21 protein-coding genes are annotated in these 20,460 nt (G+C 71.0%); 7 read left to right on the top strand and 14 right to left on the bottom strand.

Going from position 1 to position 20,460, the window contains the following annotated elements:
* Positions 1-494 precede the first annotated feature (494 nt).
* Positions 495-1,514, top strand: a complete 1,020-nt coding sequence (locus AC4BEG_RS15255) for a C40 family peptidase (protein ID WP_490706423.1) — start codon at positions 495-497, stop codon at positions 1,512-1,514.
* 9 nt (positions 1,515-1,523) lie between these two features.
* Here AC4BEG_RS15255 and AC4BEG_RS15250 read toward each other — a convergent pair whose 3' ends face one another.
* The gene (locus tag AC4BEG_RS15250; protein ID WP_490706422.1) at positions 1,524-2,042 is read right to left on the bottom strand and encodes an O-acetyl-ADP-ribose deacetylase; all 519 of its coding nucleotides are present in this window, start codon (positions 2,040-2,042) and stop codon (positions 1,524-1,526) included.
* Between the two features lie 235 nt (positions 2,043-2,277).
* Here AC4BEG_RS15250 and AC4BEG_RS15245 point away from each other — a divergent pair, with 235 nt between their 5' ends.
* Complete coding sequence (locus AC4BEG_RS15245) at positions 2,278-3,510, top strand: PP2C family protein-serine/threonine phosphatase (RefSeq protein WP_490706421.1); 1,233 nt, start codon at positions 2,278-2,280, stop codon at positions 3,508-3,510.
* Between the two features lie 107 nt (positions 3,511-3,617).
* Here the strand turns inward: AC4BEG_RS15245 and AC4BEG_RS15240 are convergent, their stop codons facing one another.
* From AC4BEG_RS15240 to AC4BEG_RS15230, 3 genes are all read right to left on the bottom strand, one after another.
* Complete coding sequence (locus AC4BEG_RS15240; RefSeq protein ID WP_490706420.1) at positions 3,618-3,962, bottom strand: DUF2516 family protein; 345 nt, start codon at positions 3,960-3,962, stop codon at positions 3,618-3,620.
* 110 nt (positions 3,963-4,072) lie between these two features.
* Positions 4,073-4,684 carry a hypothetical protein gene (locus AC4BEG_RS15235; protein ID WP_490706419.1) on the bottom strand — a complete coding sequence of 204 codons (612 nt, stop codon included), beginning with the start codon at positions 4,682-4,684 and terminating at the stop codon, positions 4,073-4,075.
* 17 nt (positions 4,685-4,701) lie between these two features.
* Positions 4,702-5,106, bottom strand: coding sequence for a helix-turn-helix domain-containing protein (locus AC4BEG_RS15230; RefSeq protein WP_201881336.1), 405 nt, complete (start codon positions 5,104-5,106; stop codon positions 4,702-4,704).
* Positions 5,107-5,266: 160 nt separating this feature from the next.
* Between AC4BEG_RS15230 and AC4BEG_RS15225 the strand changes: the two genes are divergently transcribed.
* On the top strand, positions 5,267-6,127 hold the full coding sequence (locus tag AC4BEG_RS15225) for an aldo/keto reductase (RefSeq protein WP_490706418.1): 861 nt from the start codon (positions 5,267-5,269) through the stop codon (positions 6,125-6,127).
* On the opposite strand, the gene AC4BEG_RS15220 is transcribed toward AC4BEG_RS15225, so the two are convergent.
* Together AC4BEG_RS15220 and AC4BEG_RS15215 are read right to left on the bottom strand one after the other, a co-directional pair.
* Positions 6,118-6,882, bottom strand: coding sequence for an NAD(P)H-dependent oxidoreductase (locus AC4BEG_RS15220; protein ID WP_490706417.1), 765 nt, complete (start codon positions 6,880-6,882; stop codon positions 6,118-6,120). The two genes, AC4BEG_RS15225 and AC4BEG_RS15220, sit on opposite strands and share 10 nt — an antisense overlap.
* 89 nt (positions 6,883-6,971) lie before the next feature.
* The gene (locus tag AC4BEG_RS15215; RefSeq protein ID WP_490706416.1) at positions 6,972-7,730 is read right to left on the bottom strand and encodes a TetR/AcrR family transcriptional regulator; all 759 of its coding nucleotides are present in this window, start codon (positions 7,728-7,730) and stop codon (positions 6,972-6,974) included.
* Positions 7,731-7,850: 120 nt separating this feature from the next.
* Between AC4BEG_RS15215 and AC4BEG_RS15210 the strand changes: the two genes are divergently transcribed.
* Complete coding sequence (locus tag AC4BEG_RS15210; RefSeq protein WP_490706415.1) at positions 7,851-8,813, top strand: ATP-binding cassette domain-containing protein; 963 nt, start codon at positions 7,851-7,853, stop codon at positions 8,811-8,813.
* Positions 8,806-9,549 (top strand): ABC transporter permease, encoded by a 744-nt coding sequence (locus AC4BEG_RS15205; RefSeq protein ID WP_490706414.1) that lies wholly within the window; start codon positions 8,806-8,808, stop codon positions 9,547-9,549. The genes AC4BEG_RS15210 and AC4BEG_RS15205 overlap by 8 nt, the downstream gene beginning before the upstream one ends.
* Before the next feature lie 39 nt (positions 9,550-9,588).
* Here the strand turns inward: AC4BEG_RS15205 and AC4BEG_RS15200 are convergent, their stop codons facing one another.
* Entirely contained in the window at positions 9,589-10,215 is a 627-nt protein-coding gene (locus AC4BEG_RS15200; protein ID WP_490706413.1) for an NADPH-dependent FMN reductase, read from the bottom strand.
* 52 nt (positions 10,216-10,267) lie between these two features.
* Here AC4BEG_RS15200 and soxR point away from each other — a divergent pair, with 52 nt between their 5' ends.
* The gene (gene soxR / locus AC4BEG_RS15195) at positions 10,268-10,726 is read left to right on the top strand and encodes a redox-sensitive transcriptional activator SoxR (protein ID WP_490706412.1); all 459 of its coding nucleotides are present in this window, start codon (positions 10,268-10,270) and stop codon (positions 10,724-10,726) included.
* Between the two features lie 51 nt (positions 10,727-10,777).
* Here soxR and AC4BEG_RS15190 read toward each other — a convergent pair whose 3' ends face one another.
* Both AC4BEG_RS15190 and AC4BEG_RS15185 read right to left on the bottom strand, forming a co-directional pair.
* The gene (locus AC4BEG_RS15190; protein WP_490706411.1) at positions 10,778-12,022 is read right to left on the bottom strand and encodes a GNAT family N-acetyltransferase; all 1,245 of its coding nucleotides are present in this window, start codon (positions 12,020-12,022) and stop codon (positions 10,778-10,780) included.
* Positions 12,023-12,274: 252 nt separating this feature from the next.
* On the bottom strand, positions 12,275-12,922 hold the full coding sequence (locus AC4BEG_RS15185) for an RsiG family protein (protein ID WP_490706410.1): 648 nt from the start codon (positions 12,920-12,922) through the stop codon (positions 12,275-12,277).
* Between the two features lie 145 nt (positions 12,923-13,067).
* Between AC4BEG_RS15185 and dtd the strand changes: the two genes are divergently transcribed.
* The gene (dtd, locus tag AC4BEG_RS15180) at positions 13,068-13,493 is read left to right on the top strand and encodes a D-aminoacyl-tRNA deacylase (RefSeq protein WP_490706409.1); all 426 of its coding nucleotides are present in this window, start codon (positions 13,068-13,070) and stop codon (positions 13,491-13,493) included.
* Between the two features lie 90 nt (positions 13,494-13,583).
* Here the strand turns inward: dtd and AC4BEG_RS15175 are convergent, their stop codons facing one another.
* The 5 genes from AC4BEG_RS15175 to AC4BEG_RS15155 form a co-directional block, all read right to left on the bottom strand.
* Entirely contained in the window at positions 13,584-14,366 is a 783-nt protein-coding gene (locus AC4BEG_RS15175; protein WP_490707090.1) for a carbohydrate ABC transporter permease, read from the bottom strand.
* Between the two features lie 164 nt (positions 14,367-14,530).
* Positions 14,531-15,901: an ABC transporter permease subunit gene (locus tag AC4BEG_RS15170; protein WP_490706408.1), complete on the bottom strand. Its 1,371-nt coding sequence runs from the start codon at positions 15,899-15,901 to the stop codon at positions 14,531-14,533.
* 9 nt (positions 15,902-15,910) lie between these two features.
* Positions 15,911-17,227 carry an ABC transporter substrate-binding protein gene (locus AC4BEG_RS15165; RefSeq protein WP_490706407.1) on the bottom strand — a complete coding sequence of 439 codons (1,317 nt, stop codon included), beginning with the start codon at positions 17,225-17,227 and terminating at the stop codon, positions 15,911-15,913.
* Between the two features lie 22 nt (positions 17,228-17,249).
* Positions 17,250-18,941 carry a glycoside hydrolase family 13 protein gene (locus AC4BEG_RS15160; RefSeq protein WP_490706406.1) on the bottom strand — a complete coding sequence of 564 codons (1,692 nt, stop codon included), beginning with the start codon at positions 18,939-18,941 and terminating at the stop codon, positions 17,250-17,252.
* A gap of 235 nt (positions 18,942-19,176) precedes the next feature.
* Positions 19,177-20,457, bottom strand: a complete 1,281-nt coding sequence (locus AC4BEG_RS15155) for an ABC transporter substrate-binding protein (RefSeq protein WP_490706405.1) — start codon at positions 20,455-20,457, stop codon at positions 19,177-19,179.
* Positions 20,458-20,460 lie beyond the last annotated feature (3 nt).

Raw genomic sequence — 20,460 nt, 5'->3', positions numbered from 1 at the left:
GATGGTGAACCTCGGCCGTCAGTGTGGTGGCCAGGTCACGGCCAGGTCACGGCGTGGTCGCGGCCCGGACGGACGGCCTCCCGGGTACTCTGTCCGTCGCCCGAGGCCCGGCTCCACCGCCGTGGGCCTGGCCGGATTGCACCCCCGTAGCCACCGGCCGGCGGGGCGCCGACCGGCGCGTCACCGTGTCGCGTACGCCCCGCCACCGCCCTGCGTGGGTGCGTCGTCCGGATGACAGCCGTGTGACTTCCGTACGGAATGCCTGCCATGCCCCGGATCCGGGCGGCTGCGGGGTAACTCGCGCGTGTCTCTGTCGGATTGCGGTACGGCATGTCACTATCCCGCTCTACGTGCCGGTACGTCAGGTCTGGTGCGCGATGGGCACGGCTGTGCGTACGGCATCGGCGGACGAGAGGAGACGGCGGGTGAGGCGGGACGGGAGAGGGAGGGGCGCGAGCGCCGCCGCGGCCACTGCGCTCGTATGCGCGCTGGGTATGACGGCGGTGCCGGAGGCGGCGCACGCGGCGCCGGGTGAACCGGCACCGCGGCCGGACCCGGGCGGGTCGGGCGGGGACGGCGGCAAGAGTCTCGAGGAGGTCCGCTCCACGATCGAGGGCCTCTACCGCAAGGCCGAGCGGGCCACCGACGCCTACAACCTGGCACGGGAACGCCAGAAGCGGCAGGAGAAGGCGATCGTGAAGATCGCGCGGGCCGTGGTGAAGGCGCAGAAGGAGATGGCGGACTTACGCGAGCGCGCCGGGGCGATGGCCCGCGCCCAGTACCGCGGCGGCGGTATGCCCGCCGAGGCGCGGCTGCTCCTCAACGGCGATCCCGGCGACTTCCTCGACGGTGTCACCCTCGCCCGCAAGGGCCAGCAGGCGACCCACGGTCTGATGACCCGGCTGGAGCGCACCCGGGTCGCGCTCGACCGCTACGCCGAATCCGCGTCCAAGGAGTGGGAGCGGCTGGACGGGAGCCGGAAGAAGAAGGCGTCGGCGAAGAGGCAGATCACGGCGAAGCTGGCGAAGGCGCAGCGGATGGAGTCCCGGCTGGAGAAGGAGGAGCGGGAGCGGCTGCGCCGGCTGGAGGAGGACAAGGCCCGCGCCTCCCAGACCAAGTGGCTGGGCACCGGCATACTGCGGGAGCTCGGCGCGGGCGCGACCGCGACGGGCAAACGGGCGGTGGCCTTCGCCTCGGCCCAGATCGGCAAGAACTACGTCTGGGGCGCGGTGGGCCCCGACACCTACGACTGCTCGGGGCTGACGCAGCGGGCGTGGGCGGTGGCCGGGCGGTCGATCCCGCGGACCTCGCAGGAGCAGTGGCGGCTGCTGCCCAAGGTGAGCGTCGGGGACATGCGTCCGGGCGACTTGATCATCTACTTCCCGGACGCCAGTCATGTCGCGATGTATGTGGGGAACGGCGCGATGGTGCACGCCCCGCGCCCCGGCCGCCAGGTGACGGTGGCGGGGGCGGGTTCCATGCCGATCCTGGGCGTGGTGCGGCCGGGCGGGTAGCCCCGGGCTTCAGTCCCGCTGTCGCAGGGCCGCCTCGAAGGCGTCGTAGGCAGGCTGGTCGAAAAGGACGAAACGAACCTCTGTGACCGAGGTGTCCGCGGTGCGGACCGCCTCCAGCGCGATCCGCGCCGCGTCGTCGAGTGGCCAGCGGTAGACACCGGTGGAGATGGCCGGGAAGGCGACCGTACGGGCGCCGAGTTCGTCCGCGAGGCGCAGTGACTCCCGGAAGCAGGAGGCGAGGGTCGCGGAGCGGTCCTCGCTTGTGGAGTGCACCGGGCCGACGGTGTGGATCACCCAGCGGGCGGGCAGCCGGCCGGCCGTGGTGGCGACTGCCTGGCCCGCCGGGAGTCCCTTGCCGTAGTGGGAGGCGCGCAGTGCGCGGCATTCGTCCAGAATGTCGGATCCGCCCCGGCGGTGAATGGCGCCGTCCACCCCACCCCCGCCCAGAAGCGACGAATTGGCCGCGTTCACCACGGCGTCAGTGTCCTGTTGAGTGATATCGCCCAGTACCAGCGTGATGTTCGTCATTCCGTGATTCTCCCGTTGTCTGCCAAGTGCCGCATGGCGTGCGGCATATGACAAAAGTCGATGCCTGAAGGCCGTTCCGTAGAGCCGGGGCCTGGCGCTAAGGTCGCCTGGCAGTATCCGGCACCGCGCCTGTGAGACCTCCGAAACCGACTAGTCGGTGTGCGTGCCTGGGATTGTGCGGTCCGCCGATCGGTGGCGGGCGCCGCGTCCTCGGGGGGAGGGAAGGAATCGAGCGATGTCCGTACCCGTGCCGAGGCAACGGGAGGCGTCGGCCACTGAGGCCCGCCCCGCCCCGCTGCCCGACAGCGGGCTCACCCTGCTGGTGATCGAGGACGATCCGTCCGCTGCCTTCAACGTCCCCGACATGCTGGACACCGAGGGCAATCGGGTCCGTATCCGCACGGCCCGTAACCTCACCGAGGCCACCCGGCTGCTCACCGACGGTGTGCAGTGCATCCTCCTCGACCTGGCCCTGCCGGGCCCGGACCGCGAGGGGGCGGACGCGCTGGACACCCTGCGCGCGGTGCTGAAGCTGGCGCCCTCGCACGCCGTCCTCGTGCTCACCGCCGAGGACGACGCCGAGCGCGCCGCCGAGGCGGTCCGCGTGGGCGCTCAGGACTTCCTCTTCCGCGGCGAGCTGGACGGCCGCATCCTCAGCCGTGCCATCCGCTACGCCGTGGAGCGAAAACGTTCCGACCTCGCCCAGCGCCAGCTGACCGAGTCCCGGCTGCGCGCCCAGGAGAACGCCCGGCTGGAGCGCGGGCTGCTGCCCACCCCGCTGTTGCAGGACTCGGGGCTGCGGTTCGCCGCCCGCTACCGGCCCGGCCGCAGCCGCGCCCTGCTCGGCGGCGACTTCTACGACGCCGTGCGCACCCCTGACGGCACGGTCCACGCGATGATCGGCGATGTCTGCGGCCACGGCCCGGACGAGGCCGCCCTCGGGGTGGAGCTGCGGATCGCCTGGCGCGCCCTGACCTTCGCCGGGCTCTGCGGCGACGAGCTGCTGTCCACCCTCCAGCGGGTGCTGGAGAACGAGCGCCCGGACGACGAGATCTTCGCGACCCTGTGCACCGTGGACATCGCCCCGGACGGGCGGCGGGCCGGGGTCTGTCTGGCCGGACACCCCTCACCGCTGGTGATCCGGCCCGGAATGGCGCCCCGGCTGCTGCCGACCGAGGCGAACGGCCCGGCGCTGGGCCTGCTGCCGAAGGCCCGCTGGCCGCGCCGGGAGGTCCTGCTCGGCGGTGCCTGGAGCCTGATGATGTACACCGACGGGCTGATCGAGGGCCGCGTCGGCCCCGGTGTGCAGCGGCTCGGGCAGGAGGGGATGGTCGAGATCATCGCGCGCCAGCTCGGCGAGGGGCTGCGCGGTGAGGATCTGCTCGACGCGACCGTCACCGAGGTGCGGACGCTCAACGGCGGAGAGCTGACCGACGATCTCGCGGTGCTGCTGCTCGATCGCGGCTGAGGCGCGCCGCGCGGGGGCCGCCGGGCGGCCCCGTCAGCGGCTCACCGGCCGTCGAAAGGGCCGTGACGGCCGAACGGCCGGTGTCACTGGCCGTTGAAGGGCCTGTGTCACCGGCCGTTGAACGGTCCGTACGGGCCGTCGGAGCTGGAGCCGCGGCCCCGGTTCCAGCGGCCACCGCCGCCGGAGACCTGCCGCAGCGCGGGCCGGACGTCCACGATGTACACGATCGTCGCGATCAGCCCGATGATCGGCAGGAAGCTCATGATGCCCATGAAGAAGTTCACCGCGGCCGCGAGACCGAGGATGATCAGCCAGAAGGCCTTGGTCTGCTTGTCCGCCGCCCGGTAGGCGTCCTCCCGGCGGATCGCGGAGTCCACGAAAGCGAACAGGCTGAAGAGGAGCAGGCCCCAGGAGACCCAGTACAGCAACTCGCCGAAACCTTGCACCAGCACGCTGTCCACCGCCTAGAAGAGATGAAGGGGAGCGTCTCTCGGGCCACCGTACCCGGTGGGCGGGCCGGGCACGCAGCGCGAGCCCGGCCCTCCCGTGGGACGCTCGTGCGTCAGCCTGCCGACTTCGGGTCCGTCTTCTTGCCGGTGGCGGGCTTGCGGGCCGGGGCCTTCTTGGCCGGGCCGCTCTGCGCGGCGGGCTTCGGCGCCTCCTTGGAGGAGTCCACCGTGACCGACTGCGACGCGGTCTTCGACTGCGCCGCGGCGCTGGTGGGCTTGTCGTCCTTGCCCTCGATCGCGCCGGCGAGGTCCACGACCTCGTCGGCCGCCTCACCGCGCCAGGTCTTCACGACCTCCTGGCCGTGCTCGGCCACCTCGTCGTAGCGCTCCCGCGCCTTGACGGCGAACTCGGCGGCCCGGCCGACGCCCTGGAGGGCGAGGTCCTGCGCGGTGTCCCGCAGCCGCTTGAGGTCGGTGTCCAGCGTGCCGAGCAGCTCGGTCAGCTTGTCCTGCGCCTCCTTCGCCTGCTGGGTGACCCGGTCCTGGACGGCCTTGGGGTCGGTGTTGCGCACCGCGTTGATGCGCTCGGGGGCCTCGGCGACGATCTTCTCGACCAGCGACGGCACCTCCTTGAGCTTCTGCGCGGCGAGGTCGGCCGTGCCCGCCACGAAGTACAGCGGGGTCGGGTCGGTGAGGGTCTTGCGTACGTCGTCGGTGATGGCCATCTGATGGTCCTCCCGGATCAGGTCGAGGGTGGGGCGACGTCGGCGTCTGCGGTGGGGGTGCTGTCCGAGGCGGTCGGGTGTCCGTTCTCCTTGCGGAAGGACTCGTAGATCTGGAGCAGCACCGCTTTCTGCCGCTCGTTGATCGAGGGGTCGGCGAGTATCACACTGCGCACCTCCGCCTCCTCCCGATCGCGCTCGTCGAGGATCCCCGCCTGCACGTACAGGGTCTCGGCGGATATCCGCAGCGCCTTCGCCAGCTGCTGGAGGATCTCGGCGCTCGGCTTGCGCAGCCCGCGCTCGATCTGGCTCAGGTACGGATTGGACACCCCGGCCGCGTCGGCGAGCTGCCGCAACGAGAGCTGCGCGCTGCGGCGCTGCTCCCGCAGGAACTCGCCGAGATTGCCGACGTTCAGTGATGCCATGCTTCGATGCTGCCCCATGCGCGCTAACTATTGCAAGCAAATGCTTGCAATAGTGGTGCGTGCCACGCGGCGGTGGGGTGAATGGCCTGGCGATCTTGTGATTCCCGCAGAAAGCTGCGCATGCTGCCCCATGACCTCACCTTCCACACCTTCACCTTCGTTGCCGGACGCGTTCGCACTGGGCGGGGAGATCACCGTGCCCCGGCTGGGCTTCGGTGCGATGCAGCTGCCCGGGCGCTGGACCCGCGTGGTCGAGCGGGACACGGCGGTCGCGGTGGCGCGGCGGGCCGTGGAGCTGGGTGCGCGGTTCATCGACACCGCCGCGTTCTACTTCTCGCCCCGCGCCCGTGCCAACGACATCCTGCGCGAGGCGCTGCATCCCTATCCGGCGGACGTCACCATCGCCACCAAGGTCGGCCCGCTGCGGGACGCGGACGGGGAGATGTACGCGGAGGCCGCGCCCGGACAGCTGCGGGGGCTGGTGGAGGAGAACCTGCGTCAGCTCGGCCTCGAGACACTGGACGTGGTCCATCTGCGGGTGGGCAGGCTCGGGGCGGTGGGCGGGGTGTCCATCGGCGAGCGGTTCGAGGCGCTGGCCGCGCTGCGGGAGGAGGGGCTGATCCGGCAGCTCGCGCTGAGCAATGTGAGCGCGGAGCAGCTGGCCGAGGCGCGGGCCGTCGCACCGGTGGCGGCGGTGCAGAACCGGTTCGGGGTGCTCGACCAGGAGGACGCCGCGCTGGTCGACCTGTGCGCGGAGGCCGGGATCGCCTATCTGCCGTTCTTCGCGCTCGGCGGGGGACATACCGCCCTGGACACGGAGGGCCTGCGCACGGTCGCGCGGCGGCACGGCGCGACCGAGCACCAGATCGCGCTGGCCTGGGGGCTGGCCCGGTCGCCCTCGATCGTGCAGATTCCCGGCACCGCGTCGCTCGCCCATCTCGAGCAGAACATGGCGGCGGCGCAACTGGTCCTCGACGAGGACGACATGGAGCTCCTCGGCCGGGGCGGATCTCAGGCGTAGTGCACGGCGAGGCCGGAGCGGCCCGGCAGCAGTTCGGGGCGCAGCACCAGCCGCTCGTCGTAGTCCCCTCCGTTCTGGCGACGGAAGGGCAGCGGCTCGGTGGTGGGCAGGGCGCGCAGCCGCTGCCGCAGCTCATCGGCGCGGGCCCGGTAGGCGTCCGGTGACAGCCGGTCCGCGCCGTAGACGACATGGGGCGGCAGGACGGACATCCCGCTGTACCAGAGGGTGCCGTGCTGGAGCGGGAAGAGCAGCTGTCCGAGGTCGCCGTTGATCCCGCGCGGGCCCATGGAGTCCTCGGGCGCCCCGGCCGTCAGCACCACCATGGCCCGCTTGCCGGACAGCGCGCCGTCGCCGTAGCGCAGGGTGCGGCCGTCGGGGCCGGTCACGCCGTAGGCGAAGCCCTTGACGAAGACGCGGTCGAACCAGCCCTTGAGGATCGCGGGCATGCCGTACCACCACAGCGGAAACTGGACGATCAGCGCGTCGGCCCAGGCCAGCTTCTCCTGTTCGGCGCGGATGTCCTCGCTCAACGTCCCCTCGGCATAGGCGCGTTGGGAGGATGCGCCGACGATGAGGCGCTGCCCGCCGTCATGGCGGAAGTCACCGATGTCGACGACGGGGTTCCAGCGCATCGCGTAGAGATCGGACAGCCGGGTGGCATGGCGCAGCTCCCGCAGGGCGTGCAGCCCCTCGTCGCGCAGCGCGCCGCTCAGCGAGCGCGGTTCGGGATGGGCGAATATCCACAGCACGTTCATGCGTCCATCGTGGAAAACCGGTCCGGCGACAACGAGTGGCCGGATGGACATGATGTGCAAGGATCTGGCCAGTCGAGTCGGTGGGCGGCTCAGCTCCGGTTGCTGACCAGGGCCTCCACCCCGTCGAGGATCCGGTCCAGGCCGAAGATGAACTCGTCGTCCGGACCGCCCGGGGTGTACAGCTCGCCCGCCCGCAGCGCCGCCGTCACCGCGGGGTAGCGCTCGGCGTCGGTGAGCTTCTCCAGCAGCCGGGCCCAGGCCAGCATCGACTGCTCGGGGCTGTTCCCCGAGCGCTCGGCGGCGTTCTGGAGATCGGCCATGAGTCGTACCTCATTGCGGACGAAGCCGCTGACCAGCATGAGGATGGAGATCTTCTCGCCCTCGCCGAGACCGGTGCCGCGCAGACAGGCGAGCCCATGCTCCATCCAGGCCACCGAGTTGGGGGTGCAGGGCGGGGCGCTGATCGGGATCCGCACCGCCCAGGGGTGGCGGGTGAGGGCGGCGCGCAGCGACCGGGCCCAGCCGCTGATCCCGGTCCGCCAGTGCTCGTCGGGGCCGGGGCCGGGTGGCGGGGCGCCGAAGGCCGCGTCCTCCATCAGCAGCAGCAGTTCGTCCTTGGCCGAGACATAGCGGTACAGGGACATGGTGGAGACGCCGAGGTCGGCCGCGACCCGGCTCATGGAGACCGCGCCGAGGCCGTCCGCCGCGGCCAGCTTCACGGCGGCGTCGACGATCCGGGCCAGAGTCAGCCCCGGGCGCGGCCCCTTGGCGGGGCGTTCGTGCCGCCCCCAGGCGGCCTCGATGCTGGTGGGCAGGCCGGTGCCGCCGCCGTTCCGCTCCGTGGCCATGGCCTTCGGACCTCCGTCTGTCTCTTCCGCTGGTACCCGCTCGGTTGACTGCCATCCTAGAAACTGTGTATACCCTACGCAGTAGTGTGTATGGCATACGCAGAAGAGGAGCGGGGGGCCATGACCAGTGAACCGGCCATCGAGGCGCGGGGCCTGACGAAGTCCTACGGGGAGGTGAGCGTCCTCAGAGGTATCGATCTGAGCGTCGCGCGCGGCAGTGTTTTCGGCCTGCTCGGCCCCAACGGGGCGGGCAAGACCACCACCGTGCGCATCCTGGCCACGCTCACCGCCCCCGACGCCGGGCGCGCCCGGGTCGCGGGCTTCGACGTGGTCGCCGAACGCCATCGGGTGCGCCGCGCCATCAGCCTCACCGGCCAGTACGCGGCCGTCGACGAGAACCAGACCGGCGAGGAGAACCTGCGCATGATGGGGCGGCTGACCCGGCTCGGCCGCGCCGAGGCCCGCCGCCGCGCCCAGGAACTGCTGGAGCGGTTCGATCTCGCCGGCGCCGGACGCCGCACCGTCGGCACCTACTCCGGCGGGATGCGCCGCCGTCTCGACCTCGCCGCCGGTCTGGTCGGCCGCCCCGAGGTGATCTTCCTGGACGAGCCGACGACCGGGCTGGACCCGCGCAGCCGCCAGGCGATGTGGGAGGTGGTCAAGGGGCTGGTGGGGGACGGGGTGACGGTCTTCCTCACCACCCAGTACCTGGAGGAGGCCGATCAACTCGCCGACCGGATCGCCGTGGTGGACGGTGGCCGGGTGGTGGCCGAGGGCACCTCCGCCCAGCTCAAGGAGCGGGTCGCTGGACAGCGGCTGGAACTGGTGCTGGGCGGCCCCGACGCGTTCGAGGAGACCGCGCGCCGCCTCGGCGCCCGACTGGTGTGGAGCGACGCCGACCGGCTGACCCTCGGCGTCGCCACCGACGGCAGCGCCGCGCAGATCCGCGGACTGCTCGACGAACTCGACCCCGGCCGCCGCGCGGTGGACCGCTTCACCGTGCGCGGCGCGACGCTCGACGACGTCTTCCTGGCCCTGACCGGGCACGCCACCACCGACGACAAGGAGACCAGCGGTGTCTGACGCGATCGTTCTCACTGGCCGGGCCATCCGGCTGAGCAGGCGCAATCTCGACGCGGTGATCACCGCGATGCTGCTGCCGGTGATGCTGATGCTGGTCTTCGTCTACTTCTTCGGCGGGGCCATCAACACCGGTACGCAGTACGTCACCTATGTCGTCCCCGGGGTGATGCTGCTGTGTGCGGGGTTCGGCTCGGCCAACACCGCGGTCACCGTCAGCAATGACATGACGGGTGGCATCATCGACCGCTTCCGCTCGCTGGACATCGGCGGCACCGCGATCGTGGCGGGCCATGTGGCCGCGAGCGTCCTGCGCAACGCGGTCGCGACCGCCATGGTCTTCGGGGTCGCCTTCCTCATCGGCTTCCGGCCGGACGCGGATCCGCTCCAGTGGTCGGCGGTGGCGGGGGTCCTGCTGCTGTTCATCCTCGCGATCTCCTGGCTGTCGGCCTGTTTCGGCCTGATCGCCAGATCGCCGGAGGCGGCGGGTGGCTTCACCTTCCTGATGATGTTCCTGCCGTACCCCAGCAGCGCGTTTGTGCCGATCGACACCATGCCCGGCTGGCTGCACGGCTTCGCCGAGAACCAGCCGGTCACCCCGGTGATCGAGACCCTGCGGGCGCTGCTGCTGGACCAGCCGGTCGGCGACAGCGCCTGGCGGGCCCTGGTCTGGTGCGGTGGCATCCTGGCGGTGGCGATCGCCTGCTCCGGAGTGCTCTTCCGCCGCCGTACGGTCTGAGGCCGCGGGCGGGGGCGGGGCCCGGGAGCCGTCCGCGGGTCAGCCCCCGTACGGGTCGGCCTCGCGGGCGGTGCGCAGGGCCCTGCCCCACCAGGCGAGCTGGTCGAGCATCGTGGTGGCGGCGGCGTCCGGGGCCTCGGGGGACGTCAGCCGCCCGTCCGGCCCGAACAGATCCCATGCCTGGTGGAAGCTGACCGAGTCGCGCACCGTGACCGCGTGGACCTCGGCGAACACCGGCCGCAGATGCTCGACCGCGCGCAGTCCGCCGGAGATCCCGCCGTACGAGACAAAGCCGACCGGCTTGGCCCGCCACTGGCTGTAGTGCCAGTCGATCGCGTTCTTCAAGGCGGCCGGATAGCTGTGGTTGTACTCCGGGGTGATCACGGCGTACGCGTCGGCCGCGTCCAGCCGGGGGCTCACGGCCTCCAGGGCCTTGCTCTCCTCGGGGCCGGGGGTATGGGTGAGATGGGTGGGCAGCGGGGTGTCGGCCAGATCGATCACCTCGACGTCCATGTCGTCGCGGCGCGCGGCGCGCTCGGTGAACCACCGTGCGACCTTCGGCCCGAAGCGGCCCTCGCGGGTGCTGCCCACCACCACGGCGAGCCGGAGCGGAGCGGTGGTGACGGTGCTGGTGGAAGCGGTGGAAACCGCGGGCTGTGAGGTCATGGGAAGAGCCTCGGACTTAAACATTGGTTTAAGTCAAGCTACGCTCGGCGGTATGACGCAACTGACCTGGAAGACCCATGAGCTCACGGTCGGCGATCTTTCCCGGCGCAGCGGGGTCCCGGCCTCGGCGCTGCGCTTCTACGAGCGCGAGGGGCTGATCCACAGCCGTCGTACTGGCGGCAATCAGCGCCGCTACACCCGTGACACGCTGCGCCGCGTCGCCTTCGTCCGCTCCTCGCAGCGGGTCGGCATCCCCCTGGCCCGGATCCGGGAGGTGCTCGCGCTCTTCCCCGAGGACCATGTGCTCACCAAGGAGGACTGGGCCCGGATCTCGGAGTGCTGGCGCGCGGACCTCTCCGAGCGCATCGACCAGCTGGAGAACCTCCGCGACCATCTCACCGACTGCATCGGCTGCGGCTGTCTGTCGATCGACAAGTGCGCACTGGCCAACCCCTACGACCAGCTGGGCGAAAAGGGCGCCGGCCCGCACCGGTACCTCAAGTCCGGCTGAGCCCCACCCCGTTGAGCGAGGTCCGGCCGGGCTCTCAGCAGATCCGGGCGCTCAGAAGATGTCGGGGCACCAGGGGCGGCGGGCCGTCCGCAGCAGCCGCTCCGCCAGTGCCGCCGCGCCCTCGCGCTCCTCGGTCACCCGGCCCAGCGCCGCGAGCCGTACCGCCGACTCGTCACCCAGCCACAGCGTCCCCAACTCGGCGATGTCCATGGTCAGATCGGCGGAGCGGGTGGTCGGGGCGCAGTCGGCGCCGTCCGGGCCCGCTTCCAGGGAGAAGCGTCCGCCCGCAAGACCGGCCCGGTCGCGCAGTTCGAGGACGAGCGAGCCCTCGGCCGGATAGGTACGGGCGGTCAGCAGCCGGGGTACGTCCAGCGGGCGCAGCCACAGGAAGTCGGCGTAGGTCGTGGTCCGCGCCGCGCGCGGATCGCCGAGCAGCAGCGGCAGCAGATCGTCCGGGGCGCGCAGCCCGGTGTTGACGTACATGACCCAGTCGACCGACAACAGGAAGTGCCACAGGGCGCGTTCGGCGGCCGGGGTGACCGCGATCAGGCCGCGGACGGTCGCGGTGTTCTGCGCCCGCTTGGCCTCCCAGCGGTCATCGGCGGTGTAGCTCAGCAGCCCGTCCACGGTGCCCTCGGGAGAGCGGTACACCGCGTAGAACGGTTCCGACCAGGGGAAGGCCGGGGTTGGCTGGAGGCCGGTGTTGCGCCGCCACCAGATCTCGGGCCGGTCGATGACCCCGTGCAGCCGGGCACGGAGCCGCTCGTGCAGCGCGGGGCCGAGCTCGCGCACCTCGTCGCCGTCGGCGAAGTCGACCCGGCCGCCGTCCGCGGGCCCGGAGTACCGCGGGTCGAGACCGGCCCGCGCCACGTCCACCCGCCATTCGGTGACCCAGGTGGCCGGTCCGAAGCCGTACCGGCCGTAGATCGGGTACTCGGCGGCGATCAGGCTGGCCACCACCTCGCCCCGCTCCTTGGCCGCCCGCAGGTCGTGGTCCATCATCCGGCTGAGCAGACCGCGGCGGCGATGGGTGGGCGAGACCGTGACATTGCTGATCGCGTCGGCCGGTACGTCGGCTCCGCCGACCGCCGTCAGCCGCTGCGCGAAACTGCGGAAGGTGGCGATACAGCGGTCCCCGTCGTACGCACCCTGCGTCCGGTCCAGATCCGCCTGGGCCCGGCGCAGCTCCACCTCCTCCTTCGACGCCTCCGGCGGTCGCAGAAAGCCGGTGTTGAGCGCGAGGGACCACGAGGTCAGATCGGAGTCGGCGAGCGGAGTGCGGATCTCGATGGCCATGGGGCCACGCTAGGTGCGCTCCCCAACCGGGCGCACGCGGATTATCCGGCCCGCCCCGCCGCGCGCAGCCCGCGCTCCCGCCCCCTCCTAGGTCCTGTCCTGTCGATCTTCGTGGATCAGCCCGCGGCGTCTGGTGCCGTGTATCGCAAGGCGGAGGGTCGGCCTCGTACTGGGCGTACTCGGAAGATCCCGACAACGCGGCGAGGCGCGGTGCCAGGCGTCGCGGACCCGCGAAGATCGGCAGGACAGGGCCTAGCCCAGCAGGTCGTCCACCTGCGCCTCGCCCTCGCGGTACCGGCGGGCGATCTCCGCGCTGCATCCGTCGGCGGTGCGTTGCAGCTCCTGCCGCCGCCGGGAGACCTGCTGCTCGTACCCGACCAGGCGGCCCATCGCACCGTGCAGTTCCTCGTCGGTACGGGCTCCCGGGTCGGAGAGGCCGACCTCGGCGAGCATCTCCTCGGCCAGCCGCTCGTACTCCGCGCTCTGCGGGGTCCCGAGGGTCACATGGCGGGCGGAGGAGCGGTGCCGGGACGGGACGTCCGCGAGGATCTCCGGCAGCAGGTCCACCAGGGCCGCGGGCGGGGCGTCCGGCACCACCGGGGGCGCCGGGTCGCGGCGGCGGTCCAGTTCGGCGCGGAGGATGTCGATCCGTCCCTGCAACAGCCTGCGTACATAGCTGAGATCCGCCTCCTCGCGCTGGGCGGTGCGGCGCAGCGCCCGCAGCTCCGGAAGCCGCAGCCCGGCCAGGCTCTGCCCGGCGGCTCCGGCATCGGCGGCGGTTGCGGCGGCGGTCGTGGTCAGCGCCACGGAGTCGGCCAGGCGGCCGCCGCGCTGGCTCGGCGGCCGTGGCGGCAGCAGGCCCTCGGCGGCCGTGTGCTGCTCGGTGCCCGGTGTGATCATTTGTGTCCGTCCCCTCCAGCGATGCGTCATTCCCGCAGTTCCTGCCCACCTGCACCGCCTGCACGCATCGTGCCACCGCAGGTGCACCCTGTGAGCGGCTGTCCACCCGATCGGCCCCGGATGGACGCACGGCATGATGGTCCGTATGCGTGCTGTGGTACAGAGAGTGAACGGGGCGAGCGTCGTCGTGGACGGCGAGACGGTCGGGGAGATCGTCGGCCCGGGGCTGTGCGTCCTGGTCGGGGTGACTCATGAGGACACCCCCGAGAAGGCCGCCCAGCTCGCCCGCAAGCTGTGGTCGGTGCGGATCCTGGAGGGGGAGAAGTCCTGCTCGGACCTGGCCGCCCCGCTGCTGGTGATCAGTCAGTTCACGCTCTACGGGGACGCCCGCAAGGGCCGCCGTCCGACCTGGAACGCGGCGGCGCCGGGCGAGATCGCCGAACCGCTGGTGGACGAGGTCGTGGCACGGCTGCGGGAGCTGGGCGCACAGGTGGAAACGGGCCGGTTCGGAGCGGACATGAAGGTCTCGCTCACGAACGACGGCCCGTTCACGGTGATCGTCGAGGTCTGAGGAATCCGGCGGAGCGGAGAACTCCGTCGGCCCGGGGAAGTCTGTGGTCGGGGCCGGGAGCGCACGACGGCGCACCGGTCCCGCCCCCCGTTACTTCACCGACCCCGCCATCACTCCCTGGACGAAGTGCTTCTGGAAGGCGAAGAACACCACCAGCGGCACGATCAGGGACAGGAACGCTCCCGGTGCCAGCACTCCGATGTTGCTGCCGAACTGCCGCATCTGGGTCTGCAACGCCACGGTCAGCGGCTGGGACTCATTGTCGGCGAAGATCAGCGCGACCAGCATGTCGTTCCACACCCACAGGAACTGGAAGATGGTCAGGCTGGCGATGGCCGGGCGGCCCAGCGGCAGCACCAGCTGGGTGAAGATCCGCCACTCGCTGCCGCCGTCCATCCGGGCCGCCTCCAGCATCTCCCGGGGGATCTCCACGAAGTAGTTGCGGAGCAGGAAGATGGCGAACGGCAGTCCGTAGGCGACGTGGAAGAGCACCACACCGGGGATCGTGCCGAACAGACCGAGCGAGCCGAACAGTTTGGACACCGGCAGCAGACCGATCTGCACCGGCACCACCAGCATCGCCACGACCACCAGGAAGACCCAGTCCCGGCCGGGGAACTCCAGCCAGGCGAAGGCGTATCCGGCCAGCGCGGCGATCACCACGACCAGCGCGGTGGCGGGCACCGAGATCGACACGGTGTTCCAGAACGCCTGGACGATGCCCGAATCCTTCAGCAGCGCCGAGTAGTTGTCGAAGGACAGCGATCCGGGGCTGGAGAGCGCCTTCCACCAGCCGGAGGTGGAGTTGTCCTCCTCCGTACGCAGCGAGGACAGGAAGAGCCCGGCCGCCGGAGTGAGCCAGATCAGCCCCATCAGCAGCAGGAACGCCTGGATGAGACCGTTGCTGAGCTTCTTGGTCAGCCAGGCGGCGGGCCCCCGCCCGGACCGGCGCGGAGCCGCGGATGTCTTCGCGGGGGTCGCGGTGGCCGGTGCGGCCACGGGTGCGCCGGGTTCCCGTCCGGCGGTGTCGTGGAGGGTCATGACTGGCTCCTGCGGAAGCGACGGATGTTGAGGGCCATGGCGGGGACCACCAGCACCAGCAGCAGAACGCCGAGCGCGCTGCCGAGCCCCTGGTTGTTGCCGCCGCCGAAGGAGACCAGCCACATCCGGGTGGCCAGTACGCTCGCGTCCTGTTGCACCGGCCCCGGCGCGATGATGTAGACGAGGTCGAAGACCTTCATCACATTGATCACCGTGGTCACGAAGACCACGCCCAGCACCGGGCTGAGCAGCGGGACGGTGATCTTCCGGAAGATCTGCCACTCATTCGCGCCGTCCATCCGGGCCGCCTCCAGGGCGTCCCGCGGCAGCGAGGCGAGACCCGCGCCGATGAGCACCATGGAGAAGCCGGTCCAGATCCACAGATAGGCGCCGATGATCGCCGGGGTGATCAGCGACGGGCCCAGCCAGGAGATCCCCTGGTACGCCTCGGCGAAGTCCTTCTTCGGCAGTTGCAGTTGATAGTCGCCGGGCGGCAGGTCCTCGAAGCGGTACGCGCCCTCGTTCCCGGTGGTGGCGGTGGCGACGACCTTGCCGCCCCGCACCGCCTCCACCGCGAGCTGCGGCAGTCCGCGTTCGGTCGGGTCCACCCGGCCCGGCTTGCCGCCGCCGCCGAGGGTGAAGTCGATGTAGACCACACCCCGCAGCTCGCCCTTGGCCGCGGGGGCCGAGGACGCCTGGCGGGCGGGCTTGGCCTCCTTGGGCACGTCCTTGGGCGGAACGCCGACCAGACCGAGGTTGACCGTGTCACCGGGGGAGGCGGTCTTCGCCGTCCGGTACGAACCGTCCTTCTGCGCCGGGATGGTCCGGGGGTTCTGCGGGTGGGCCGTCGGGTATCCGGCGGTGTCCCCTTCGAGCGTGTCGTGGACGCCGACCGTCACCGCGTTGAGCACGCCCCGGTCGGGGTCCTGCTCGTAGGCGACGCGGAAGATGATGCCCGCGGCGAGGAAGGAGATCGCCATCGGCATGAACATCAGCAGCTTGAAGGCGGTCGCCCAGCGGATCTTCTCGGTGAGCACCGCGAGGATCAGACCGAGACCGGTGAGCAGGACCGGAGCCACGATGACCCAGATCGCGCTGTTGCGGATCGCCTTCATCGTCGCCGGATCCTGGAACATCTCGGTGTAGTTGTCGGCACCGACGAAGGTGTCGCCCGAGGCGTCGAAGAAGCTGCGCCCGACCGAGAAGAGGATCGGGTAGGCGACCAGGGCGCCCAGGATCAGCAGCGCCGGCAGCAGGAAGGCCAGCGAGATGAGCTTCCGCCGGCGGGCCGCACGGCTGCGGGGCGTGGGCCCGGACGGGGTGCTGCCCGCGGTCGCGGGCAGCACCTTGCGGACAGTGGCAGACATGACGGGCACTCAGTCCTTGTAGGCCTTGGCCGCCGCGGCCTCGAGCTTGCCCGCGGTGGCCTTCGGGTCCGACGGGTCCTTCAGGAAGTCCTGGAGGATCTTCCACTCACCGGTGCCCACGGTCCCGCCGAACGCGGCCGGGGCCTGGTCCGACATGTCGAACCGGACGTTGTCCCCGGCGTCGACCAGCGATTCGGCGATCGCGCGGGTGGTCTCGTCCTTGTAGGCGGTGGGCTTGAGGTTGGTGTTGGGGGAGACGAACCCGCCCGCCTCGGCCCACACCTGGGCGGCCTCGGGGCTGGCCAGGTACTCCAGGAACGCCATGGCGGCCTTCTGGTTCTTGCCCGCCTTGAGCACCACCGCGGCGTCGCCGCCGCTGACCACCGGGGCCTTCTTGCCGTCCACCGCGGGGAAGGGGAAGAACTTGGCGTCCGTTCCGACCTTCTTCTTGAACTGGCCGGAGACCAGACCGCCCACGAAGTCGCCCTCGTAGACCATGCCCGCCTTGGGCTCACTGCCGAAGACGTTCTCCACCGACTCGGGGAAGTCGGTGCGCAGCGCCTCCGCACTGCCCCCGGCCACCAGGTTCTTGTTGCCGAACAGCTTGCCCAGGGTGGTCAGCGCCTTGACCACGGTGGGATCGGTCCAGGGGATGCTGTGCGAGGCCAGCTTGTCGTACATCGCGGGACCGGCCTGCGAGAGGTAGATGTTCTCGAACCAGTCGGTGAGGGTCCAGCCGTCCTCACCGCCGACGGAGAAGGCGGGTGTCCCGGAGTCGGAGACGGTCTTGGCCATCTTGAGCATCTCGGCGTAGCTCTTCGGCGGCTGCACCCCGGCCTGCTCCAGCGCCTGCGGGGCGTACCAGACCGTGGACTTGTGGGACGCCTTGAAGTACAGACCGTAGTAGGTGCCGTCGACGGTGCCGTACTTCTTCCACACGGTGGCGAAGGTGGCTCCGGCCTTGGCGCCGACCTTCTTCGACAGCGGGGTGAGCCAGCCCTTCTGGGCGAACTGCTTGAGCACGCCGACCTGCGGCACCATCACCACGTCGGGGGCCTTGCCACCCTCGATCTTGCTGCCGATGACGGTGGAGACGTTGTCGCCGGTGGGGACGAAGTTGGTCTTGGCCCCGGTCTTCTCCGAGAAGGCGTCCAGCACCTTCTTGAAGTTCTTCATCTCCACACCGGTCCAGACCCCCGCCACGTTCACGGTCTGGCCCTTGAGCTTCTGCTCGCCCTTGGCGGAGTCGCCGTCGCCACCGCCGCAGGCGGTCGCGGTCAGCGCGAGACCGAGGACGGTCGCGGTCGCGGTCACTGTGCGTCTCATCGTGGATGTCCTTTCGCTGGAGCTATCGGGGGTCGAGGTCGCTGATCCACCAGGCGGCGGTGGAGCCGGGGAGGATGCCGACCGGGCAGTCGCCACTGGCCAGCAGCGGGGTTCCGGAGACCGGCGCGGGGGCCGGTTCGGTGCCGAAGTTGACCGCGCACACCAGGCCGTCGCCCCGGACGAAGGCGAGGACCTGGGGCGGGGACTCCAGCCAGCGCAGGCTGCCCTCGCCGAGCTGGGGGAGGCTGCGGCGCAGATGGAGCCCGTCGCGGTAGAGGTGCCAGAACGAACGGGTGTCGGCCAGCGCCCGGTCGGTGGCGTGCGCGGCGAACCACTCGGGCTGCGGCAGCCACGGCCGGGCGCCGCCCTCGGCCGGGGTGAAGCCGAACGGGGAGGCGAGACCGGACCAGGGCAGCGGCACCCGGCAGCCGTCGCGGACGTGCCGGCGGCTGCCGGTCCTGCGGAAGATCGGGTCGGTGAGCACCTCGTCGGGCAGGTCCAGCACCTCGGGCAGCCCCAGCTCCTCGCCCTGGTAGACATACGCGGCGCCGGGCAGCGCCAGCATCAGCAGGGCGGCGGCACGGGCCCGCGCCGGACCGTGGTCGGTGGTGGTGTCGCCCTCCCCGGCCGGGCCGGAGGCGTACCGGGTCACGGTCCTGACCTGGTCGTGGTTGTTGAGCACCCAGGTGACGGTGGAGCCGGTCCCGGCGATGTCGCGCAGCGCCTCGGTGATGGTGTTCCGGAAGGCGTCCACATCCCAGCGGGCGCTGAGCAGATGGAAGAAGAACGCCTGGTGCAGCTCGTCGGGGCGGACATAGGCGGCGTGCTCCCGGGCGGTGGGCACCGACACCTCGCCGACCAGCAGCCGGTCATGGCCGTCGGCCTCGGCGTACGCGTCGCACAGCGCGCGCCAGTCGCGCCACACCTGGTGCACCTCGGGCTGGTTCCAGGCCAGCGGGTTGACCGAGTCGCGGGTGCGCTCATCGGCCTCCGGGTCGGGGGAGTCGGGGAGTTCGGGGTGGCGGAAGAGGCCCGCGGCCACGTCGATGCGGAAGCCGTCGACCCCGCGGTCCAGCCAGAACCGCAGGACGTCGAGGAAGTGCTCGCCGACGGCCGGGTTGCGCCAGTTGAGGTCGGGCTGCTCGGGGGTGAACAGGTGGAGGTACCACTGACCCTCGCTGCCGTCGGCCTCCCGGACCCGGGACCAGGCGGGGCCGCCGAACATGGCGCGCCAGTTGTTGGGCGGCAGTTCGCCGTTCTCCCCGCGGCCGTCGGCGAAGTGGAAGTACTCCCGCTCCGGGCTGCCGGGGGCGCCCGCCAGCGCGGCCCGGAACCAGGGGTGCTCGCTGGAGCAGTGGTTGGGGACGATGTCGACCAGGACCTTCATGCCCAGCCGGTGGGCGTCGGCCACCACGGCGTCGAACTCGGCGAGATCGCCGTAGATCGGGTCCACATCGCGGTAGTCGGCGACGTCATAGCCATGGTCGTGCTGGGGCGAGGGGTAGAAGGGGCTCAGCCAGATGCCGTCCACGCCCAGCTTCTTGAGGTACGGCAGTCCGGCGCGGACCCCGGCCAGATCGCCTATGCCGTCGCCGGTGCTGTCCAGAAAGCTGCGGATGTAGACCTGGTAGATCACCGCGTCGCGCCACCAGCGCCGCTGCGAGAGGTCCGCAGGGGAGGGTGAGGGGCCGTTCGCGGCCGTGGCTGTGAGCATCGTGCCGTTTACCCGTTCTCAGCGGGCGTGCGCCGCACGCCATCGTCGGCTGTTATGCATGCATGTTAAGTAAGCATGTCGAACGGGTGTCAACGAAAATCACAGAAGTAACGAGCAACTGTCCATGTTTGCGGTATTTTGACGTGTGCTTCAGGGCGCCTCGCATACCTAACACGTAACTAGACAGGGGTCCCGGATGGAGGAAGGGGGAAACGCGGCGAGGGCAGCCGGAGGGTCAGTCCTCGCGGACGACGTCACCGAGCTCGCGCCGGAGCCGGGTGACCGTCTGCTCGGTGGACTGCCGCTGCGCCATCGCGTCGTACACCACGGCCTGGACGGTCAGGCTCACCTGGTCGTAGCGAGGGCTCTTGGGGCGCGGCTTGGCCGTGAGCACGCTCTTGCGGAGCGTCGGCAGATACGGGTACTTCCGCACTAGTGCGGGATCGGTGTACAGATCGGCCCACACCGGTGGCAGTGCCCCCTTGGTGAGGACCTGGCGCTGGACCCGCTCGCTGGTGAGATAGGCGATCAGGTCGGTGGCCGACTTCTGGTGCTTGGAATGCGCGCTGACGGCGAGGTTGGAGCCGCCCAGAACGCTGGAGCCGGGGCCGTCCGGGCCCGGCAGTGGAACCGCGCCGACCTTCCCGGCGACAGGTGAGGACGGGGCGTTGGCCAGGGAGTACACATAGGGCCAGTTGCGCAGGAACAGCAGCCGGCCGTTCTGGAACGCCCGCCGCGACTCCTCCTCCTTGTAGCGGAGGGCCTCCTTGGGTATCCAGCCGTCCCGCACCCCGCCGGTCAGGAAGTCCAGCGCCCGGCGGGTGGCCGCGGAGTCCACGGTGACCTTGGCACCCTCGTCGCCGAGGATGGTCCCGCCCGCCGACTGCACGGCCTCGGTGACATTGGTGGTCAGCCCCTCGTACGGCAGGAACTGGCCCGCGTAGCCGTCCAGGCCGTGCGCCGGGGCGGCGGTCCTGGCGAGGCGCCTCAGCTCCGCCCAGGTCCGGGGCGGTTTCTCATGCTCCTGGGCGAGGATGTCCTTGCGGTAGTAGAGCAGCCCCGCGTTGGTCACATACGGCACCGCGCGCAGCCGCCCGCCGAAGGTGGCCGTGTTCACCACCGGCGGCAGGAAGCGGTCCAGTGGGAAGCGGTCGGCGTTCAGCGGGGAGATCCAGCCGGCCGCGGCGAACTCCGAGGTCCACGCCACGTCGATGTTGAGCACATCGAAGCGGTCGCTTCCGGAGCGCAGTCCGCTGACCATCTGCGCGCGCACCTCGTCGGCGGCGTCCGGCAGTTCGATCAGGGTGGCCTTCTCCGCCGGGTGCTCACGGTTCCAGCCGTCCAGCACCCCGCGCAGATAGCTGGTGAGGTCACCTCCGGTGACCAGGGTGATCGGACCGCGGCCGCCGCCCTCGGCGGCCACCGGTTCCCCGTCCGGGCCCCGCGCGCCCGCCTGGCCCGCCAGCAGCAGCGTGGTGACGAGGAGGGTCCTGCCGGCGGCGTGTGTCCACCGCATCGG

The organism is Streptomyces sp. JLBJ103 (assembly GCF_058215575.1).
The sequence above is the reverse complement of the archived record's forward strand: the minus strand, read 5'-3'. Positions and strand labels throughout refer to the sequence as shown.